Source organism: Actinoplanes derwentensis (assembly GCF_900104725.1).
In the GTDB taxonomy this organism is placed as follows: domain Bacteria; phylum Actinomycetota; class Actinomycetes; order Mycobacteriales; family Micromonosporaceae; genus Actinoplanes; species Actinoplanes derwentensis.
The window spans coordinates 664,459-682,599 of sequence record NZ_LT629758.1 but is presented as its reverse complement, the minus strand read 5'-3'; the positions used below and the strand labels follow the sequence as shown (position 1 = coordinate 682,599).

The following is an 18,141-nucleotide window of genomic DNA, read 5'->3' as shown; positions in this document are numbered from 1 at the left end:
CCTCTCGTACGCGGTGATCCACGGTAGCGACCGAGTCACCCGATCCGGTGTGACGTAAACAACCGTTTACTTGCCGAGCCCGAGGACCATAATAAGTCAGCAATCGTTTACTTCTAGGGTCGAGGACGACATGACCGCTACCAATGAAAAGACCCGGGGCGGCAGCCTGCTGGTGCTCTACCTGGCACTGGGCGGCCTGGCGTTCGCGGTGCTCCAGTCGCTGGTCTCGCCCGCACTCTCCACGATCGGGCGCGAACTGAACGTGTCGACCAGCGACGTCAGCTGGATCGTCACCGCCTACCTGCTGTCGGCCTCGGTCATGACGCCGATCCTCGGCCGCCTCGGCGACATGGTCGGCAAGCGCAAGATCCTGATCATCGTGCTGTCGATCCTGGCCGTCGGCGCGATCGTCTCGGCGCTGGCCACCAGCCTCCCGGTGCTGATCATCGGCCGGATCCTGCAGGGCGCCGGCGGCGCGATGATGCCGCTGTCGATCGGCATGATCCGCGACGAGCTGCCCCGCGAGCGGGTCGCCACCACGGTCGGCCTGGTCTCGGCCATCTTCGGTATCGGCGCCGGCATCGGCATCGTGGCGGCCGGCCCGATCGTCGAGCACCTCTCCTGGCACTGGCTGTTCTGGCTGCCGCTGGTCCTGGTGGTGATCGCCCTGCTCGGCGCGATCTTCGGGATGAAGGAATCACCGGTCCGCACCCCCGGCAAGCTGGACGTCCTCGGCGCGACCATCCTGTCCATCTCCCTGGTGTCGCTGCTGATGGCGATCAGCAAGGGCCAGTCCTGGGGCTGGAGCGACCCGGAGACGATCGGCCTGATCGCCCTCGGTGTCGTCGGCCTGGTGGTGTTCGTGCTGGTCGAGCTGCGGGTCAAGGAACCACTGATCGACATGAAGCTGATGCGGATCCGCGGCGTGTGGGCCACCGACCTGGTGGCGCTGATCCTCGGCTTCGCGATGTTCGGCACGTTCCTGCTGATCCCGACTCTGCTTCAACTGCCTGAGGCGACCGGGTACGGGTTCGGCAAGTCGGTCTCGCAGGCCGGCCTGTTCCTGCTCCCGACCGTGATCATGATGGTGGTGTGCGGCCCGATCTCCGGCATGCTGAACCGCAAGTTCGGCCCGAAGCTGCCGATGTTCATGGGCGCCGTCCTGGTGGTCGCCGCGTTCACCCTGCCGGCCATCGGCCACGGCGCGATCTGGCAGATCCTGACGTCCGGCATCCTGACCGGTGCGGGCATCGGCTTCGCGTTCGCCGCGATGTCCAACGCCATCATCGAGAGTGTCCCGCCGACCCAGACCGGTGAGGCGACCGGCGTCAACGCGATCGCCCGGACCATCGGCAGCAGCATCGGCACGGCCGTGGTGGCGGCGGTCATCACCTCCCACACCACCCCGCAGGGGATGCCCACCGACGACGCGTTCACCTACGGGTTCTGGGTGTGTGCCGGGGTCGCCGTCCTCGCGGTCCTCGCCGCTCTGGCCCTGCCGTCGGCGCACAAGCGGCACGAGCAGGCGGTCTCGGCGGGCGTCACCGACGTCCCGGACGAGCCGGAGGAGATCCACGTCCTGCACCGCAGCAACGCCTGAGATCCACAGTGGCCGGGTCCGTGATCATCACGGGCCCGGCATTACTGTGAGCGGGTGTTCGGTCAACGGCTCCGGGAGCTGCGCATCGCGGCGGGACTGACCCTGGAAGGGCTGGCCGAGTCCTCGGGAGTGAGCGTCCGGGCGGTCAGTGACATGGAACGCGGGCTGAGCCGGGCACCCTGGCCCCGTACGGTCGACGCGCTCGTCGCCGCCCTCGCCCACCCGGACGCCGCGTCGCTGCCGGCCCTCGCGAAACAAGCCCGGGAGGCCCGCGAGGCGCAGCCCGCGCGACGGCGCCGGCCCGCCGACCTGCCGCGCGCCGACCGTCTCTTCGTCGGCCGCCGCGAACCGATCGACCGCATCGCCGCCCACGCCGCGGGCCGCACCCCGGTCGCCGTCGTGCACGGGCCACCCGGAGTGGGCAAGAGCGCCCTCGCGCTGCGGCTGGCCGAACACCATCCGGATCTCTTTCCGGACGGCCGGTTCCACCTGGATCTGCGCGGCACCGACGGCGAGCCGGCCACCGTCGCCGACCTGCAGAACACCCTGCTCCGGGCCCTGGCGGTCAGCCCGCGGCAGATCGCCGCGGACGCCGCGGACCGGACCGGGCAACTGCGCGACGCACTGCGGCAGCGCCGCTGCCTGATCATCCTGGACGACGCGGCCGACGAGGCGCAGGTACGGCCACTGCTGCCCGCCACCGGCCACAGCCTCGTCCTGGTCACCAGCCGCCAGTCGCTCGGCGGCCTGGAGGCGGTGTTGCGGATCGCCCTGGACCCGTTCGACCCGGCCGAGTCCGCGCAGCTGCTGCGCGAGGTGGCCGGGCCGGGCTCGGGAACCGACGAGCAGGTGGCCCGGGTCGCGGACCTGTGCGGTCATCTGCCGCTGGCCCTGCGCATCGCCGGGCAGACCGGCGGCTCGATGGCCCACCTCGCCGAGCGTCTCACCGACGCGGACCGCCGGCTGTCGGCTCTCACACCGGGCGGGGTCGGGGTGGAGACCGCGTTCGCGGTGTCGTACCGGCGGCTGCCGGAACCGTCCCGGCTGCTGTTCCGGCGGATCGCGCATCTGGTGCCCGGCTCGTTCTCGGCGGCCACCCTGGCGGTGCCGGCCGAATGCGATCCCTATGATGCCGAGGACATCCTGGAGGATCTGGTCGAACGGGGCCTGGTCCGGCCGGACGGCTTCGACCGGTACCGGCTGCACGACCTGCTGCGGCTGTTCGCCGGGACCCGGCTGCGCGCCGAGGAACCGGCCGAGCTGCGGGCGGCGGTCCGGCAGCGGCTGCACCGGTGGTACCTGAACACCACGATCGCGGCCGCGCGCAGCGTCTCCCAGCAGGCCGGGGATTGGCTGCGCAGCGAGATGCCGGGCTGGCAGGCGGCGTTGCGGGAGGCCGCGGAGGCCGGCGACCATCAGCGGGTGGCGGCGGTGGCCGACGGGCTGTGCCACTGGTCGCTGGTGTCGACCGAGGCGTACGGCGACCACGACGGGTACGTGGACACCATGGTCACCCTCGGCGTCCTGCACGAGAGCCGGGGCCGCAGCAGCGAGGCGGTCGAGCAGTACCGCCGGGCGCTGGACGAACTGGAGCGTCGTCCACTGTCGCCCGGCTCACGCCGTCTCGCCCGGGTCACCGTGTCGATCCGTCTCGCCCGGGCGCTGGGCGACGCCGGTCGCTGGGCCGAATGCCGGGACGCCGCCGAGACCGCCTGGCCCCTGGCCGACGACGCCCAGCTGCGGGGGCAGGCGGCGATGGTGCTCGGCTGGGCGTGCGCGGCCACCGGCGACAGCGAACGCGCGCGGGAGCTGTTGCGGGAGGCCAGCGAGCTGCTCGGCGGTTCTGCCTGACGTTCTGCATGGTGTTGCCCGGTGGCCGCTGTTTGGCTGAACCCCAGCGGCTACCGAGGAGCACAAACATGAGCACGATCGTCCTGGTCCACGGCCTGTGGGTCACCCCGCGCAGCTGGGAGCAGTGGATCCCCTATCTGAAGGCCAAAGGTCACACCGTGATCGCCCCCGCCTACCCGGGGTTCGAGGTGGAGGTGGAGGCGCTGCGGGCCGACCCGGCCGTGATCGCCGAGCTGACCGTGCCGGAGACGGTCGCCCACCTGGAGAAGGTCATCACCGCGCTGCCGGAGAAGCCGATCATCATCGGTCACTCGTTCGGCGGCACCCTCACCCAGCTGCTGCTGGACCGCGGGCACGGCGCGGCCGGTGTGGTGATCGACTCGGCGCCACCGGAGGGCATCCTGGTCACGCCGCCGTCACAGCTCAAGTCGCTGTTCCCGATCCTGGGCAAGCCGTCGACGCGGCACGCGCCGGCCGGGTTCACCGCCGAGCAGTTCCACTACGCGTTCACCAACACGCTGCCGGAGGACGAGGCCCGCGCGGTGTACGACCGGTACGCGATCCCGGCACCGGGGTCCTGGATCTGGGCGTACGGACTGATCGCCAACTTCAAGCCGGGTAAGCAGGAGACCTGGGTCGACTACCACAACGCCGACCGGGCGCCGCTGCTGTTCATCGGCGGCGGCAAGGACCACATCATGCCGCCGGCCGTGAACAAGTCCAACGCCGCCCACTACAAGGCACCGGGCACGATCACCGAGTACCACGAGTTCCCGGACCGGTCACACTGGACCTGCGGTGAGCCCGGCTGGGAGGCGGTCGCCGACCACGCCCTGGAATGGGCCCAGCGGCACATCTAGAACGGTCAGGCGAGGGCCCCGGCGAGCTGGGATCGCCGGGTCACCCCCAGTTTCGGGTAGACGCGGTAGAGGTGCGAGCCGACCGTGCGGTGTGACAGGAACAGCCGCTCGGCGATCTGCCGGTTGGTCAGACCTTGCGCCGCCAGCGTGGCGATCTGCAGTTCCTGCGGCGACAGGTTCTCCCGGGCCGACGACACCCGGCGGCCACTGAGTTCACCGGCTGCCCGCAGTTCGGCGCGGGCCATCTCGGCCCACGGGACCGCGCCGAGGGTGTCGAAGGTGTCCCGGGCCGCCCGTAGCAGATCACGGGCCTCGGCGATCCGGTGGCGGCGGCGTTCGAGGCGGCCCTGATGCAGTTGCAGACGGGCCCGGTACAGCGGCCACTGCGCGGTCCGCGCGCCGATCGGGGCGCCGTCCAGGATCACCGCCGCGTATTCGGCGGCCACCGCCATCATCGTGGCCGGCACGTCGGGCATGCCGCTGATCAGGGCACGGGCCTCGTCGACGCGCTGGGCAGCCAGGGCCGCGTCCAACAGCTCGGGTACCAGCCACCAGCGCATGTACCGGTGATAGGTGGGCGAGACCGGATCGAACGTGCGCGCCAGAACGGCGTACGCCTCCGGAATCTCCCCCCGGAAGAGATGGACCAGACCGCGGGCCTGGACCCGCGCGATCTGGATGTAGCTCATCCCCGCGGCGAGCGGGCTGGTGGCGACCGCGTCGAGCAGCCGCTCCGCCTCGTCCAGGTCACCGCGCATGGCCGCCACCGCGCCGGTGCTGGTCTGGGACGCGACCGCGTAGAACACCTCGCCGGTGTCCTCGACCAGCGCCCGCGACTCGGTCAGTTCGGCGCTCGCCTGATCCCAGCCGCCCAGCCACAGCCGCCCCCAGTTGGCGCTGGTCAGCAGCCGGGCCAGCACCGCCATCCGGCCTTGCGCGCGGGCGTCGGCGGCCGCCGAGTCCAGCCACGCCGAACTGCGGGCGAAGTCGCCGAGCACCAGGGCCGCACTGCCGAGGAACCGCAGCACGTCCGGCCCGCCACCGGCGTCGGCCGCCTTCTGCAACCGCTCCAGGACCTCAGCGCCGCGTTCCTCCGGCACCGTGTAGGCGAGAACCGCCAAGGCGATCGGGTCGTCGGTGTCCACCAGAGCCGCGATCCGGGCCCGCGCGGCGGCCGTGTCCGGTCCGGTGGCCTGGAAGAAGCAGCGTGACGCGGCCCGCCACAGCAGTTGGACACGCAGTTCGGGGTTACCGGCCGCCTCGGCGAAATCGGTCAGTTCCCGCACCCGCCCGGCCGGATCGGTGAACCGCTGGAACCGCACCACCTCGTGCACGTTGGCGAGCCGGGCCCGCTCGGCCGGGCCCAGTGCGGACAGGTCGGTCGCCGCCAGCAGCCGTTCCACCTCGTGCCGGGCCCCGATCTCACTGGCCAGCTCGGCGGCCCGCAGCACCAGCGCGGTGGCCTGCTCCGGGCGTTCGGTCAGTTCTGCGGCCCGGTGCAGGGCGGCCACCGCCGACATGATCGCGCCACGCTGCCGGGCCTGTTCGGCGTGCCGTTCCAGGTCGGCGGCGAGGTCGGCGTCCGGGCCGAGGGTCGCCGACGCCAGGTGCCACAGCCGCCGGTCCGGGAAATCGGTGAGCCGCGCGGCCAGGCACCGGTGAGCGTCGAGGCGCGCGGCGAGCGGGGCCCGCTGGTAGATCGCCGACCGCACCAGCGGATGCCGGAACCGGAACCCGTTACCGGCCGCCTCGATCAGCCCGGTGTCGATCGCCCGCTGAGCGTCGCGCAACGTCACCGGTTCCCCGGCGGCCTCGGTCGCCGCCGCGAGCAGGCGCCGGGCGTCACACGCCGCATCCGCGGCCAGAATCAACAGCAGGGCGCTTTCCGGTACGCCCAACTCACTCGCCCGAGCCGCGAACGTCGCTTCGAGCCGGCTGTTCAGGGGCAGGGCGGCGGTCGGCGCCCCGGCCGACGGTGCCGGGCTCCTCGGCAACTCCACCAGCGCCAGGGGATTGCCGGCCGCCTCGGCCAGGAACCGGTCCCGTACCGCCGGCGACAGTTGTGGCGCGTGCGTGTCCAGCAGGGCCGCCGAGTCCGCGCCGGTGAGCCGGTCCAGCATCAACTCCGGGATGCCGGAGCGACGCTGTGGATCGTCGACGGCAACGGTCCGGGTGGCGCCGACAGCGAGGATCGCGTCGCTGCCGACCCGCCGCCCGACAAACGCGAGCACGTCCGCGCTTGCCGAGTCGAGCCAGTGCAGGTCGTCGATGACCAGCACGATCGGGCGGACGGCGGCCGCGTCGGCGAGCACTTCCAGGGCGGCGAGGGCCACCGCGTACAGATCGGGACGGCCCTCGGCGATGCCGAAGGCGGCGTGCAGCACCGGGTTGACGGCGGCCAGCGGATAGAGCAGTTGATGCAGGGCGGCGTACGGCAGTCGCGACTCGTTCTCCACACCGGCGGCCGTCAGCACTCGCATGTCGCGCTGCCCGGCGGCGTCGGTCACCCACTCCAGCAGGGCGGTCTTGCCGATCCCCGGCTCGCCCCGGATCACCAGGGCACTGCCCCGGGCCGCTGCGGCCCGGCCCAGGATCCGATCGAGTCGCGCCACTTCGCCGGCCCGGCCGAACAGCTTCTCCCCCGCGCGCATCCGTGCATCCTGCCAGGCGATTACCGCAGACCTGTTAACCAGTCGTTCGACTCAAGCCAGGCCGGGTGACGCGCCGGAATGCTGTCCTGGTGACCGCCGCACAGTTCGCCGCTCTGCTCCACCGTCATCGGCGCGAGGCCCGGATGACCCAGCGCGAACTGGCCGTGAAATCGGGCGTCAGCGTACGGGCGATCAGCGACATGGAACGCGGGTTCAGCGCGGCTCCGCAGGCCCGCACCCTAGACGCTCTCGCCGGCGCCCTGGGCCTGGACACCACCGGCCGGGCCGCACTGTCCGCCGCCGCCCGGTCGGCCCGCACGCGCGGCACCGGTGCCGGCGCCCTCCCCCGCGACCTGCCCGACTTCACCGGCCGCCACGACGAGCTGGCCCTGCTGTCCGGCGGGATTGCCCTGCCGCCCGCCGGGCTTGCCTCGCTGTCCGGTGGACCGGCTCTGTTGTCCGGCGGACCGGCCCTGTCATCCGGCGGACCGGCTCTGTTGTCTGGCGGGCATCGGCCGGGCGCGGTGACCGTGGTGCACGGGCCGCCCGGTGCCGGGAAGACGGCCGTCGCGGTGCACGCGGCCGGGCGTCTCGGCGGGCGGCCGGGTTTCATCGACTGCCGGGACCTGGCGGCGGGCGACGTGCTGGCCCGGGTACGCCGGATCGGTATGCCCTGTGACCTGCTGGTACTCGACGACGTCACCGCGGAGACGCAGGTCGGGCCGCTGCTGCAAGAGGTGGGATGCCCGGTCGTGATCACCAGCCGCCGGGCGCTGCCGGGCCTCGGCGGGATTCGGCGGGTTCCGCTCGGGCCACTGCCGCCGCACGACGCGGTCCGGCTGCTCGCCACCATCACCGGGGCTCCAGCCGATCATCCGGACGTGCACCGGGTGGCCGGTTTCTGTGAGCATCTGCCGCTGGCGCTGCGGGCCGCCGGGAACCGCCTGGTGACCCGGCCCGGCTGGACGATCGGCGACCTGGCGGTGCGGCTCGCCGACGCGGACCGGCGGCTGGCCACGCTGACCGCCGGGGATCTGTCGGTGGAGCGGGTGCTCGCCGAGGCGTACGCCACGTCGTCGCCCGCCGAACGTCACGCCCTCCGCACCGGATCCGCCCTCGTCTCCCTCATCGCCGCCCGCGAGACCAATGGCGGCGGGCCCGGCGCACCGCTCACCGCCGACCGCGCACCCGGCGGACTGTTCATCGCCGGCGGCGGGCCCGGCGGACCGCCAGGAGCAGGATCACCAGCAGGGCGGTGAGGTCCACGGTGATCAGGGCGGCGGCGGGTCCCAGGAACAGTGCCACGAACGGCAGGGTCAGGAACACCGTCATGCACAGCACCGGGATCAGCGGGAGTCGGACGGCACCATCCATCCGGCGTACGAAATCGGGGTCCTCGACGGCCAATCGCTGCTCGATGTCGGCCAGGGCACGGCGATCCCGTTCCTCGAGCATGCGATACACCTCCTCCATACCCGAAATTCACGATAAAAGCTGAACTGACCCGATTTACTGCGCTAGCAGCCTATAACGGAGAGTGAGCAGGAGTTCTCCATATGTGAAGCAGAGGTGCTGAGCGCATGACCACCACCGCACCGAGGCCGGTACCGGTCCGCCCCCATCCGGTCCGGCGGCAGGTGAAAGGCACCGCCCTGACCCGGATCCTGCGGACCACCGACGCGAAACAGATCGGGATCATGTACCTGATCACGTCGATCGCGTTCTACATCGTCGGTGGGATCATGGCCCTGCTCCTACGCGCCGAACTGGCCCGGCCGGGCATGCAGATCCTGTCGCCCGAACAGTACAACCAGCTCTTCACCATGCACGGCACGGCGATGCTGCTGTTCTTCGCCACCCCGATCGTGTTCGCGTTCGCCAATTACATCGTGCCGATCCAGATCGGCGCACCCGACGTCGCGTTCCCACGGCTCAACGCGTTCGCCTACTGGCTCTACCTGTTCGGCACACTGACCGCGATGAGCGGCTTCATCATGCCCGGCGGTGCCGCCGACTTCGGCTGGTTCGCCTACGCCCCGCTCAGCGACAGCCTGCACTCCCCCGGCATGGGCGGCAACGCCTGGGTGGTCGGCCTGGCCATCGGTGGTCTCGGCTCGATCCTCGGCGCGGTCAACCTGATCACCACGATCCTGACCCTGCGGGCCCCCGGCATGACCATGTTCCGGATGCCGATCCTCACCTGGAACATGCTGGTCACCAGCCTCCTGGTGATCCTGATCTTCCCGTTCCTGGCGGCCGCCCTCTTCGCCCTGGCCGCCGACCGCGTCCTGGGCGCGCACGTCTTCGACGTGGAGACCGGCGGCCCGATGCTGTGGCAGCACCTGTTCTGGTTCTTCGGGCACCCCGAGGTGTACGTCATCGCCCTCCCGTTCTTCGGCATCATCACCGAGGTCGTCCCGGTGTTCAGCCGCAAGCCGGTGTTCGGCTACAAGGGCCTGGTCGCGGCCACCCTGCTGATCGGTGCCCTGTCGATGAGTGTCTGGGCCCACCACCTGTTCGTCACCGGCCAGGTGCTGCTGCCGTTCTTCAGCTTCCTCAGCTTCATGATCGCCGTACCGACCGGCATGAAGTTCTTCGTCTGGATCGGCACCATGTGGCGCGGCCAGATCAGCTTCGAATCCCCGATGCTGTGGGCCGTCGGCTTCATGGTGACGTTCCTGTTCGGTGGTCTCTCCGGCGTGCTGCTCGCGGCCCCGCCGATCGACTTCCACGTCTCCGACTCGTACTTCGTGATCGCGCACTTCCACTACGTGCTCTTCGGCACGATCGTGTTCGCGGTGTTCGCCGGCATCTACTTCTGGTTCCCGAAGATGTTCGGCCGGATGCTCGACGAGAAACTCGCCAAACTGCACTTCTGGCTCACCATGATCGGTTTCCACGGCACTTTCCTGGTGCAGCACTGGGTCGGCGCCAAGGGCATGCCCCGCCGCTACATCGACTACCTGCCCAGCGACGGCTTCACCCTGTGGAACACCATCTCCAGCATCGGCTCGTTCGTCCTCGGCCTCGCCACCCTGCCGTTCCTCTACAACGTGTGGAAGTCGTACAAGGTCGGCAAGGTCACCTCCGAACCCGACCCGTGGGGCTACGGCAACTCCCTGGAATGGGCCACCACCACCCCGCCGCCGCTGCGCAACTTCGACCACATGCCCCGGATCCGCTCCGAACGGCCCGCCTTCGACGTCAAGTTCCCACACCTGGCCGCCGGCGAACAGTCCCTGGCCGGCCCACCCGAAGGCGGCGCCCGCCCGCTCCGTAAGGAGTCCGACGGCGGCGCCACCTACCACGAGGACATCTCCACCGACCGCGACCGCTGACACTTCCCGACAACGGGCCGCCCTTCCCGGGGCGGCCCGTTTCAGTAACCCGGCTGCCGGCTGGGCTCGCCGCCCTCAGTTCGCCGGCCGCTGCCAGGGCTCGTCGGCGATGCCGTAGATGACCGTGCTCGAACCGACCATCGTGCCCGCCTTCACCCCCTCCGTCTCCTCGCTGAGCCGCTTCCGCTCGCCGATGAAGACACCCGTCTCCGGGTCGATGACGATCTCCTGCCGCTGGCCGGCGCCCGTGACACCCAAGGCCGTTCCGGTGTGACCGTCGAGAGTCGCGGCCCGCTCGGTGATCTTCAGGGCGGACAGCCGGGTCAGCGCCCGGTAGATCGCGGCCCGCAGATCGGCCGGAAGCAGACCACTGCGCAGGGCGTCCGCCGCGTACACGAGAACCTCCTGGTCCCCATCGGAACCGTGGCCGTCGGTGTCGCTCCGCAACCGGTCGAAGAGATGCTCCGGGTCACGGGGAAGACCGGCGATGAACACGGCGGTGGGTACCTGCCAACTGCCCTCGCTCAGGCACATGTCGCCGTCGCCTTCGCCAGGCCGGAATCGCCCGCACGGTCCGCTCAGTCGCTCGTCGGTGACTCCCGGCCCGCCGGCCGCGGTGGATCCCGTCAGCGGGATGCGTTCGCCGGTGTCGCCGACCCGCCGGAACCACACCCCCGACGGGTCGGCGGGCACCCAGGTCTCGACCCGGCTGCCGAACAGCGTCGGCGCGGGACCCCAACCGGTGTCCATCGCGTGCGTGGCGATGTAGCGGTACTTCCCGGCCGGCACCGGCTCGTCCACCGTGCGGATCTGGGCGTCGGCGGCGGTGTTCAACGTCTGCGCCACCTCGACCATCGCGCCGTCCGGGGCACCACCTCGCACCACGACCACGATCACCGCCACCGCCAGAACCACCGCCGCCGCTGCCGAATACGGCCACCGGAGGAGGCGGCGTGGTTGCGGGACCACGCGGGCCCGTACCCGCCGCAAGCTTTTGATCCCGCCCTCCGGCACCGGATAGAGATCGTTGATGGCCACGTCCAGGTCGTCGGTCATGACGTTCCTTCCAGGTCGGCTTCGCGCAGGTCACGCCGCACCCGGTGCAGCCGGGACCGGACGGTGCCCTCCGGGACACCGAGGGCGGCGGCGATCTCCCGGGTGTCGAACCCGGCGAGGCTGTTCAACAGGAGGACCTCCCGGTCACCGTCGGCGAGGGCCGCGATGGCAGAGGCAAGACCAGCGACTCTGGTACGGGCATCGAGACGCTCCTCGACCCGCTCCCTCTCCCCGGCCCCCTCGTCGAACCGGGACCGCCCGACCAGCCGCAACGACATCCGCGACTGCTGGGCCTGCACCCGGTGATGCCGGCGCAACAGGTTGACGGCGATGCCGTAGAGCCAGGCCCGGCCGCTGCCCCGTTCCGCCCGGTACTGCTCACGAGCCGTCCACGCGGTCAGAAACGTCTCCGCCACCAGATCCTCGGCCTGCACGGCGTCCACCTGACGGGCCAGGAACCGCCACAGCCCCGGCGCATGCTCATCGAAGAGCCCGGTGAACCACTCCACGTTCATGCAACGTATTGCCAGTTGCCGCCACCCGTGTTCACGAGATCGCCAAAGTCGCGCCGACCAGGGTGAGATACCACTCGGAGTCGGTGAAATCGGGTCCTGTCTCCGGCCCGATGTAGGCGTCGATGTGCCGGGCCCCACCGAGCCCCGGCGTGAACTCGTCACTGATGTGCCAGCCCGCCGCCGACAACCGGCCACACACCGCCACCGGTGGCGCCGTCCCGTCCTCGAGCCGCCCACACCCCGAGATCCGGAAATCAGTCCCCGGCGCCAGCACATCCGAATCGGCCGCCGCCGTCACGAACGGCTCCAGCACACCCCCGTCACTGGCCCGAGCCACCGAGTCCAGCCAGTAGCCGACGTCGTACGACCAGTTCAGGTACCGCCCCGACCGAGTCAGCCCGGTCCCCTCGTCGTGCACAGCCTGCACGAAGTCGGCCGGATAGTCCCCCAGGTCGTCGTCCCCACCCGAACAGTCCAGCACCAGGCACCCGGTGACCGCGGTCGCCACCCCGTCGTGAAACTCCTCCACCGCCGTGTAGTAAACGGTGATCTCCCACCCGTCGCTGCTCTCCTGCTCCCCGGAGGCGCTGATCGACGGCACCACCGGGGACGGCACCTCGGGCGCCGTGCCACATCCCGCCACCAGTGCCAGGACGACGACAAGAACCGGCCAGTCACGCACCTGTCGAGCATCCCAAGGTCCGGGCCCCGGGTCCGCCCATCCCCGCGAACTCCCCCGCGGCTACCGGCCGGCGGCCGTGCGAAGAGCGGTTGCCAGCCAGTGGAGGTCGTCGGTGGCGTCCGGGGCGCTGTACTGGCCGCGGACTCGGGAGACCAGGCAGCGGTATCTCTCCGCGCCCGCCTCGATGCCGGCCTCCAGACATGCCAGCACGGCGGCCGGATCGGAGCCGTTGAACATGCCTGTGATCAGGTCGGACGCGGCCGGAGAGTCGGGGCGGGTTCCGTCGTGTCTGGCCTTCGCGACGATCTCGACGACCTGTCTGGCCCACCAGATGCTGGCGCCGGGCGGTTCGGGCTGACCGGGTGCAGGGGTCGCCAGCTCCAGGAACACGCGCATCCGGGTCTGGAACTCCCGGTCCTGGACCAGTTCGGCCAGCTCGATCCAGGCGTCCACCTGGTCGGGGGTGGGATCGTCGGGAAGTTCGATACGCAGGTCGCGCATCCTGTCGCGCTGTCCCGGTTCGAGGTCGAGACGGCCGAACACCTCGGCTTTGAAATCATCGATGATCTGGAGGCGTTCGGCGGCCGACAGCCGCGCCAAACGGTTCATCAGTGCTGTCTCCTCTGCGGTGGAATCGCGTTTCGCCACGGTGGACAACACGGCCCGGCTGACCTTGAGGGAGCGGATCCGGGCGTCGATCGCCGTCACCTGCGCTGCGGCGACCGCGGCCACCGTGGCCCGGCCGTCGAGCACCCGGCACACGTCGTCGAGCGGCAGACCCAGCTCCCGCAACGTCCGGACCAGGCCGGCCCGGGCCACTGCGGCGGCGTCGTACAACCGGTAGCCGGCGGCCGAACGGGCCACCGGCGGAATCGCTCCCGCGTCCGACCAGAAGCGCAGCGTGCGCACCGGAAGGCCGGTGCGACGGGCGAGCCGGCCGATCGTGAGCAGTTCGGGTGCGTCGTCCATGGGAGGAATCCTGGACCTTCCAGCCGCTGGAAGGTCAAGTGCCGACAGGCGAGACTGCGACGAACCCGGTGATCGGCACGGTTGGATCCGTACGCCGGGAGTCAGTACCGTGTGGATCTTGTGGTGGCGAGCAGGGGAGAGACACCATGGGCCGCAAGCACGAGCTGACCATCCGGGTTCCGGAGGCGGGAACCGTCGCCGGAGCCGTCGCGCAGATCCGGGAGGAACAGGAGCTCGAGTACCACTCGGTGACTGTCGACATCGGCGACGACGGGCGATTCACGGCCCGCGCCGTCTACCCGTCCTCCAAGGCTCGCGTGGACGGGCAGGTCACCGACGACGGCAGCGGGCCGGTGCTCACCGCCGTGATCCACAAGCCTCGGCCCGAGATCCTCTGGCCGTTCCTGATGGGGTTCCCGGCGGTGTTCCTGCCCTTGTGCACGTTCGCCCAGTTCCTGTTCGAGGGCATCTGGCAGCCGCTGGTGTTCATCGGCATCCCCGGCGGGGCGGCGCTCGGCTATCTGTACTGGAAGATCGTGCGCCAGCAGAAGGAGAACTTCCGCACCGACGTCGCCACCTTCGGCCAGGAGTTGCGGGTGATCGTGGGTCACCCGGCGAACGACGCGGACTGAGCTACAGCTGCTTGACGGCGTCGGCGTAACCGGCCGGGGCCGGGCCCTCGCCGGGGGCGTAGATCACCCGGATCACACCGGTCGGGAAGACCTCGGTGGCCGTCACCGTCAGGTGGTAGGGGCTGTCGCCGTCGTCGAACAGCTTGCGGCCCTTGCGGGCGGCGACCGGGTGGATCAGCAGCCGCAGCTCGTCGACCAGACCGGCGGCGAGCAACTGCTGGACCACCCCGATGGAACCGGGGATGAGGATGCCCTTGATCGCCGGGTCGGCTTTGAGGGCGGCCACCGACGCCGCGAGTTCGCCACCGATCAGTTCGCTGTTGCGCCAGGTGAACTCCAAGTCCTGCCGGGACACGACGATCTTGCGGAGGTCACCGATCTGCTTGGCGAACGGCGCGTCGTCACCGCCGGCGGCTTCCCGGTCGGGCCAGGCACCGGCGAAACTGTCGTACGTCCCCCGCCCGATCAGGAGCACGTTGGCGGTGTCGTAGTCCTCGGCGACGGACCGCCCCATGTTCTCGTCGAAGTAGGGGAAGTGCCAGTCCGGGTCGATCTCGGCGACCCCGTCGGCGGAGATGAACAGTGTGGAGACGACCTTGGCCATGGTGATGTCCCTTTCAGATCAGCGTGCTTACCCGGGGTAGACCACTGCATCGTCGCAAACTCATCGCTCCTGGGACCGGAACAGCCGGAGAAGGTGCGCCCGCTCGTTCTCGGTGACCCGGGCCATCGCTCCGGTGGCCGCCTGGCCGGGCATCACCAGCGCCACGACAACCGCGCCTATCAGCACGCCGATGGCGGCGGCGCCGGGACCGGCCGCTACGAGAAGTGCCGCCACGGGCAAGAAGGCCGCGCTGGCGCCGAGCATGATGAACCGGATCTTCCGTTCGACCGCCCAGCGGACCAGGCGACGGTCGGTCGGCGCCTGGAATGTCAGTACGTCGTCTTCCACGAATTCAAGATCGCAGAGCGGCGGTCAGATCGATCTCGATCAGCTGGCCCCGGTAGCCCAGGGAGGCGACGCCGAGCAGGGTGCTCGCGCTGGTGAAGGACTCGGCCAGCGGCGACTCCATCAGCTGGTCCCAGACCGCGGACAGGACGCCGCTGTCCGGGCTGACCACGTAGACGATCGAGCGCACCACATCGCCGGGTTTCGCACCGGCCGCCTCCAAGACGGCGAGGCAGTTGGTGATCACCTGGGCGGTCTGCGCGTGATGGTCGCCGGGCAGGCCGACGACCTTCCCGGACAGGTCGAGCGGACACTGACCGGCCAGGTGCGCGAGTCGCCCGGCCGACGAGATCGTCACGTGGCTGTAGCCGGACGGCTCGTGCACGGTCGCCGGGTTGAACTTGTCGATCACGTGGATCTCCTCTGTGTCTGGGCGCGGCGGTTGCGCAGGTTGCGGAACGCCAGGGCCGCGAACGTCACGTGCATGATCAGCTGGATGTAGTACTTCTCCTGCCAGAGGACCAGCCCGGTCACCGTGATCACGTAGGCGATCAGCAGCGCGACCATCAGGTGGAAACGCTCGAATCGGGGCAGCCGGTCACGCAGCCGGACGACCGGGACGGCCTCCGGGCTGCGGGGCGGCTCGTCGACACGCAACCCGGCCGGTACCCGCGCGTCCAACTCGGCGATCGCCTTCACGCCGTTGCGGAACAGCTCCGGTTCGATGTGCACGGCGATCGCGTCGTGGCCGATCAGCTGTCGCGCCCCGTCCGGCCAGGCCCGATACAGGGCACAGGCGGCGAATCGTACGGTGATCGGCTGCTCCCCGGCGACCAGGCTCACCCCGTCGGGCGCGACGATCAGGCGCGCCTTGCGGCGGGTGCGCGCGGGATACGCCGTACCGCTGACCGTCTCCTCCGACCAGAGCGGGGCGGTCACGTATCCGGCCCACTGCGCGCTGGTGCCGTCCGGGACCATCAACAGCCCTGCGGCGTACGCCGTCCGCGCGACCGCCACGATGTCGTCGGCCGTGACCGCGGCGATCTGGGCGGCCCGCTGCTCAGCGGACTGGACCGGCCGGCCGGCGAGCACGTTCAGCGCCTGTTCCGGCAGGTCCTCCTCGATGTCCGGGCGGATCGACAGGGCCAGGTCACCCCGGTCGATGCGGCCCGCCCCGAACGCGGCCAGCACGTCGATCATGCCGCCGAGCACTGCCTGGTGGGAGTCCGGGACGGCGTCGGCGTACCCGAGGATCATGGTGTTGGGTCCCATCCGCTGCATGCTGGTCGCCGCGGTGTAGGAGATGCCGCCGACGGTGCGCAGGTCACGGAACATCGACCGCTCCAGCAGGTCGGCGAAGACCTCCGCGGCCGGGCTGTGCGGCACCACCGTGCTCCAGGCGACGGCGTCCCCGGTGCCGCCGAACCAGGCCGGGGTCACCGGCAGCGCCGACGACGGCTGCGGGCACGGGCGGCGCTGCCCGGCCGGCAACGCCAGCCGCAGACCCTCCGGAACGGCCGGGCCGGTCACCCAGAGAACCGCGTTGTCCCTGGTGAAATACCGTGCTGCCCACTCCCGGAGATCGTTTTCGGTGATCGCGGCGAGACCCGTCTCGGGGTACCCGGAGACGCCGTAGTCGACGGCGCCGTGCCGCCACAGCGCCATCCGCTCGTACACCGACGGGCGGCGGCGCGCGGCCTCGGCGCGCAGCAGATCCTTCTCCACCGGCATCCGGTCCATCGGCAGGTCGGTCAGAGCCGCGCAGACCCCGGTGAGGAACGCGACCACGTCCCCGTTCGAGCCCTGCATGTGGAACGAGGTGTGCTCGACGGTGGTGGTGCCGTTGGAGTGGTACTCCCGCCCGATCCGGTGCAGGGCGAGATGCTCGAGCAGGTGGGTGATGCCGGCCCGGGGCAGCGTCTCGTCGGCGAACCCGACGCGGAAGACCAGACCGGCCCGGGTCGGTCCGGTCGACGGCGAGAAGATCGCCGGTACGCCGTCGACCTCGAACTGGTGGATCATCGCGCTCCTGACTGGGCCTTGCGACGGTACTTACGGATCTCGGTGACCGGATCACCGATCATCATCCACGGATGTTCGCTCGCCAGCCGCCCCGTCATCGCGAACGTGGCCGCGGCGGCCGGCTGATCCGCCATCAGAGCGAACAGCATCGCGAAGGTGCTGACCAGCGGCACCCAGCCGGGATCGCGGCGGAACCCGTCGTGCCAGATCGACCGGTGGGCAGCCTGGTAAACGGCCTCACGAACCACCGTGCCGGTCAGGTATGGACTGTCGTCCGGTAACTCCAGCCAGTGTTCCAGGTGCGCGGTCGCCACCAGCACGCCCTGCGGTGCGCCGGGTGGCGCGGCCAGCATCTGCTCGGTCGCCCACGAGTGCAGTAGATCCCAGTCGCCACCCCATTTCGGGCAGATCTGCTGCAGGTACTGCAACTGCCCGGGCAGGTGGTGCGGGTCGACGGCGGCCAGCCGGGCGTACCGGCGTTTCGCCTCGGACAGGCCCAGCGACAGCCCGCGGGCGGCGGTCAGACGGGCCGACCACAGCGCCGGATCCTGCGGGCAGCGGGCGGTCCCCTCGATCAGCACGATCTCCGCCTTGGCCAGCCAGTCGTGGAAGGCCTCGAACTGGGCGTCGCTGACATCGTTCGCGCGGGCTCCGGTCCGGATCTGCCAACCGACATCGGTCAGGTGCATGCCGAGCAGGGCCGCGGCGGTGCTGTCCTGCGGGTTGACCAGGAGCACGTACCGCAGCATGTCGGCGATGCCCGGTACGTCACAGGCGGCCCGCAGCAGCCAGGTGCGGGCGTCCGGGGCGGCGGCGTCCAACACGGGACGGCAGGACCACCAGTCTCCCTCCGCCAGCTTGGCGCGGAGAAAGCCCAGTTCGGGGTGGGCGACGGCAGGGTCGAGGACGACGTCATCAGTAACACTGGGCACGGGGGAACAGTCGGAAGATCCGGTTGCGGTACGGGGTGAAGCCCGGTGGCGGGCCGGGTGCACTCCTGAATCGGCTCATGCACC

At 70.5% G+C, this 18,141-nt stretch carries 17 protein-coding genes; 6 read left to right on the top strand and 11 right to left on the bottom strand.

From position 1 onward, the window contains the following. Positions 1–130: 130 nt before the first annotated feature. The 3 genes from BLU81_RS02925 (at position 131) to BLU81_RS02915 (ending at position 4,311) form a co-directional block, all read left to right on the top strand. Entirely contained in the window at positions 131–1,600 is a 1,470-nt protein-coding gene (locus tag BLU81_RS02925) for an MFS transporter (RefSeq protein WP_092541338.1), read from the top strand. A gap of 54 nt (positions 1,601–1,654) precedes the next feature. Then, complete coding sequence (locus BLU81_RS02920; RefSeq protein WP_092541336.1) at positions 1,655–3,451, top strand: ATP-binding protein; 1,797 nt, start codon at positions 1,655–1,657, stop codon at positions 3,449–3,451. A gap of 68 nt (positions 3,452–3,519) precedes the next feature. After that, positions 3,520–4,311: an alpha/beta hydrolase gene (locus tag BLU81_RS02915; protein ID WP_092541334.1), complete on the top strand. Its 792-nt coding sequence runs from the start codon at positions 3,520–3,522 to the stop codon at positions 4,309–4,311. 5 nt (positions 4,312–4,316) lie between these two features. On the opposite strand, the gene BLU81_RS02910 is transcribed toward BLU81_RS02915, so the two are convergent. Continuing rightward, positions 4,317–6,962 carry an ATP-binding protein gene (locus BLU81_RS02910; protein WP_092541332.1) on the bottom strand — a complete coding sequence of 882 codons (2,646 nt, stop codon included), beginning with the start codon at positions 6,960–6,962 and terminating at the stop codon, positions 4,317–4,319. Positions 6,963–7,051: 89 nt separating this feature from the next. Between BLU81_RS02910 and BLU81_RS02905 the strand changes: the two genes are divergently transcribed. After that, entirely contained in the window at positions 7,052–8,221 is a 1,170-nt protein-coding gene (locus BLU81_RS02905; RefSeq protein WP_157751134.1) for a helix-turn-helix domain-containing protein, read from the top strand. On the opposite strand, the gene BLU81_RS02900 is transcribed toward BLU81_RS02905, so the two are convergent. Continuing rightward, entirely contained in the window at positions 8,163–8,417 is a 255-nt protein-coding gene (locus BLU81_RS02900; protein WP_157751132.1) for a DUF3040 domain-containing protein, read from the bottom strand. The two genes, BLU81_RS02905 and BLU81_RS02900, sit on opposite strands and share 59 nt — an antisense overlap. A gap of 125 nt (positions 8,418–8,542) precedes the next feature. Between BLU81_RS02900 and ctaD the strand changes: the two genes are divergently transcribed. Then, positions 8,543–10,300: an aa3-type cytochrome oxidase subunit I gene (gene ctaD, locus BLU81_RS02895; protein ID WP_092541326.1), complete on the top strand. Its 1,758-nt coding sequence runs from the start codon at positions 8,543–8,545 to the stop codon at positions 10,298–10,300. A gap of 75 nt (positions 10,301–10,375) precedes the next feature. On the opposite strand, the gene BLU81_RS02890 is transcribed toward ctaD, so the two are convergent. The 4 genes from BLU81_RS02890 to BLU81_RS02875 are packed head-to-tail and all read right to left on the bottom strand — an operon-like array spanning position 10,376 to position 13,522. Further along, the gene (locus BLU81_RS02890; RefSeq protein WP_092541324.1) at positions 10,376–11,356 is read right to left on the bottom strand and encodes a CU044_5270 family protein; all 981 of its coding nucleotides are present in this window, start codon (positions 11,354–11,356) and stop codon (positions 10,376–10,378) included. After that, entirely contained in the window at positions 11,353–11,871 is a 519-nt protein-coding gene (locus tag BLU81_RS02885) for an RNA polymerase sigma factor (RefSeq protein ID WP_092541322.1), read from the bottom strand. Before BLU81_RS02885 ends, BLU81_RS02890 begins: the two co-directional genes overlap by 4 nt. 31 nt (positions 11,872–11,902) lie before the next feature. Then, positions 11,903–12,553 (bottom strand): hypothetical protein, encoded by a 651-nt coding sequence (locus tag BLU81_RS02880; protein ID WP_092541320.1) that lies wholly within the window; start codon positions 12,551–12,553, stop codon positions 11,903–11,905. 60 nt (positions 12,554–12,613) lie between these two features. Continuing rightward, a complete protein-coding gene (locus BLU81_RS02875; RefSeq protein ID WP_092541318.1) occupies positions 12,614–13,522 on the bottom strand; it encodes a helix-turn-helix domain-containing protein in 909 nt (302 codons plus the stop codon). A 146-nt stretch (positions 13,523–13,668) separates the two neighbouring features. Between BLU81_RS02875 and BLU81_RS02870 the strand changes: the two genes are divergently transcribed. Next, entirely contained in the window at positions 13,669–14,154 is a 486-nt protein-coding gene (locus BLU81_RS02870; protein ID WP_092541317.1) for a hypothetical protein, read from the top strand. Position 14,155: 1 nt separating this feature from the next. Here the strand turns inward: BLU81_RS02870 and BLU81_RS02865 are convergent, their stop codons facing one another. The 5 genes from BLU81_RS02865 to BLU81_RS50185 are packed head-to-tail and all read right to left on the bottom strand — an operon-like array spanning position 14,156 to position 18,057. Next, complete coding sequence (locus BLU81_RS02865) at positions 14,156–14,758, bottom strand: dihydrofolate reductase family protein (RefSeq protein WP_092541315.1); 603 nt, start codon at positions 14,756–14,758, stop codon at positions 14,156–14,158. A gap of 60 nt (positions 14,759–14,818) precedes the next feature. After that, positions 14,819–15,106 carry a hypothetical protein gene (locus tag BLU81_RS02860; protein ID WP_092541313.1) on the bottom strand — a complete coding sequence of 96 codons (288 nt, stop codon included), beginning with the start codon at positions 15,104–15,106 and terminating at the stop codon, positions 14,819–14,821. A 4-nt stretch (positions 15,107–15,110) separates the two neighbouring features. Next, positions 15,111–15,515 (bottom strand): RidA family protein, encoded by a 405-nt coding sequence (locus BLU81_RS02855; protein ID WP_092541311.1) that lies wholly within the window; start codon positions 15,513–15,515, stop codon positions 15,111–15,113. Continuing rightward, positions 15,512–17,125: a M16 family metallopeptidase gene (locus BLU81_RS02850; protein WP_197686107.1), complete on the bottom strand. Its 1,614-nt coding sequence runs from the start codon at positions 17,123–17,125 to the stop codon at positions 15,512–15,514. Before BLU81_RS02850 ends, BLU81_RS02855 begins: the two co-directional genes overlap by 4 nt. Beyond that, positions 17,122–18,057 (bottom strand): hypothetical protein, encoded by a 936-nt coding sequence (locus BLU81_RS50185; protein ID WP_092541309.1) that lies wholly within the window; start codon positions 18,055–18,057, stop codon positions 17,122–17,124. The genes BLU81_RS02850 and BLU81_RS50185 overlap by 4 nt, the downstream gene beginning before the upstream one ends. Positions 18,058–18,141: the final 84 nt, after the last annotated feature.

Excerpts from the sequence above, each read along its gene's own strand:
- BLU81_RS02925 (WP_092541338.1), top strand. The coding sequence starts at position 131 with ATGACCGCTACCAATGAAAAGACCCGGGGCGGCAGCCTGCTGGTGCTC.
- BLU81_RS02915 (WP_092541334.1), top strand. The coding sequence starts at position 3,520 with ATGAGCACGATCGTCCTGGTCCACGGCCTGTGGGTCACCCCGCGCAGC.
- BLU81_RS02910 (WP_092541332.1), bottom strand. The coding sequence starts at position 6,962 with ATGCGCGCGGGGGAGAAGCTGTTCGGCCGGGCCGGCGAAGTGGCGCGA.
- BLU81_RS02900 (WP_157751132.1), bottom strand. The coding sequence starts at position 8,417 with ATGCTCGAGGAACGGGATCGCCGTGCCCTGGCCGACATCGAGCAGCGA.
- ctaD (WP_092541326.1), top strand. The coding sequence starts at position 8,543 with ATGACCACCACCGCACCGAGGCCGGTACCGGTCCGCCCCCATCCGGTC.
- BLU81_RS02890 (WP_092541324.1), bottom strand. The coding sequence starts at position 11,356 with ATGACCGACGACCTGGACGTGGCCATCAACGATCTCTATCCGGTGCCG.
- BLU81_RS02885 (WP_092541322.1), bottom strand. The coding sequence starts at position 11,871 with ATGAACGTGGAGTGGTTCACCGGGCTCTTCGATGAGCATGCGCCGGGG.
- BLU81_RS02875 (WP_092541318.1), bottom strand. The coding sequence starts at position 13,522 with ATGGACGACGCACCCGAACTGCTCACGATCGGCCGGCTCGCCCGTCGC.
- BLU81_RS02870 (WP_092541317.1), top strand. The coding sequence starts at position 13,669 with ATGGGCCGCAAGCACGAGCTGACCATCCGGGTTCCGGAGGCGGGAACC.
- BLU81_RS02865 (WP_092541315.1), bottom strand. The coding sequence starts at position 14,758 with ATGGCCAAGGTCGTCTCCACACTGTTCATCTCCGCCGACGGGGTCGCC.
- BLU81_RS02850 (WP_197686107.1), bottom strand. The coding sequence starts at position 17,125 with ATGATCCACCAGTTCGAGGTCGACGGCGTACCGGCGATCTTCTCGCCG.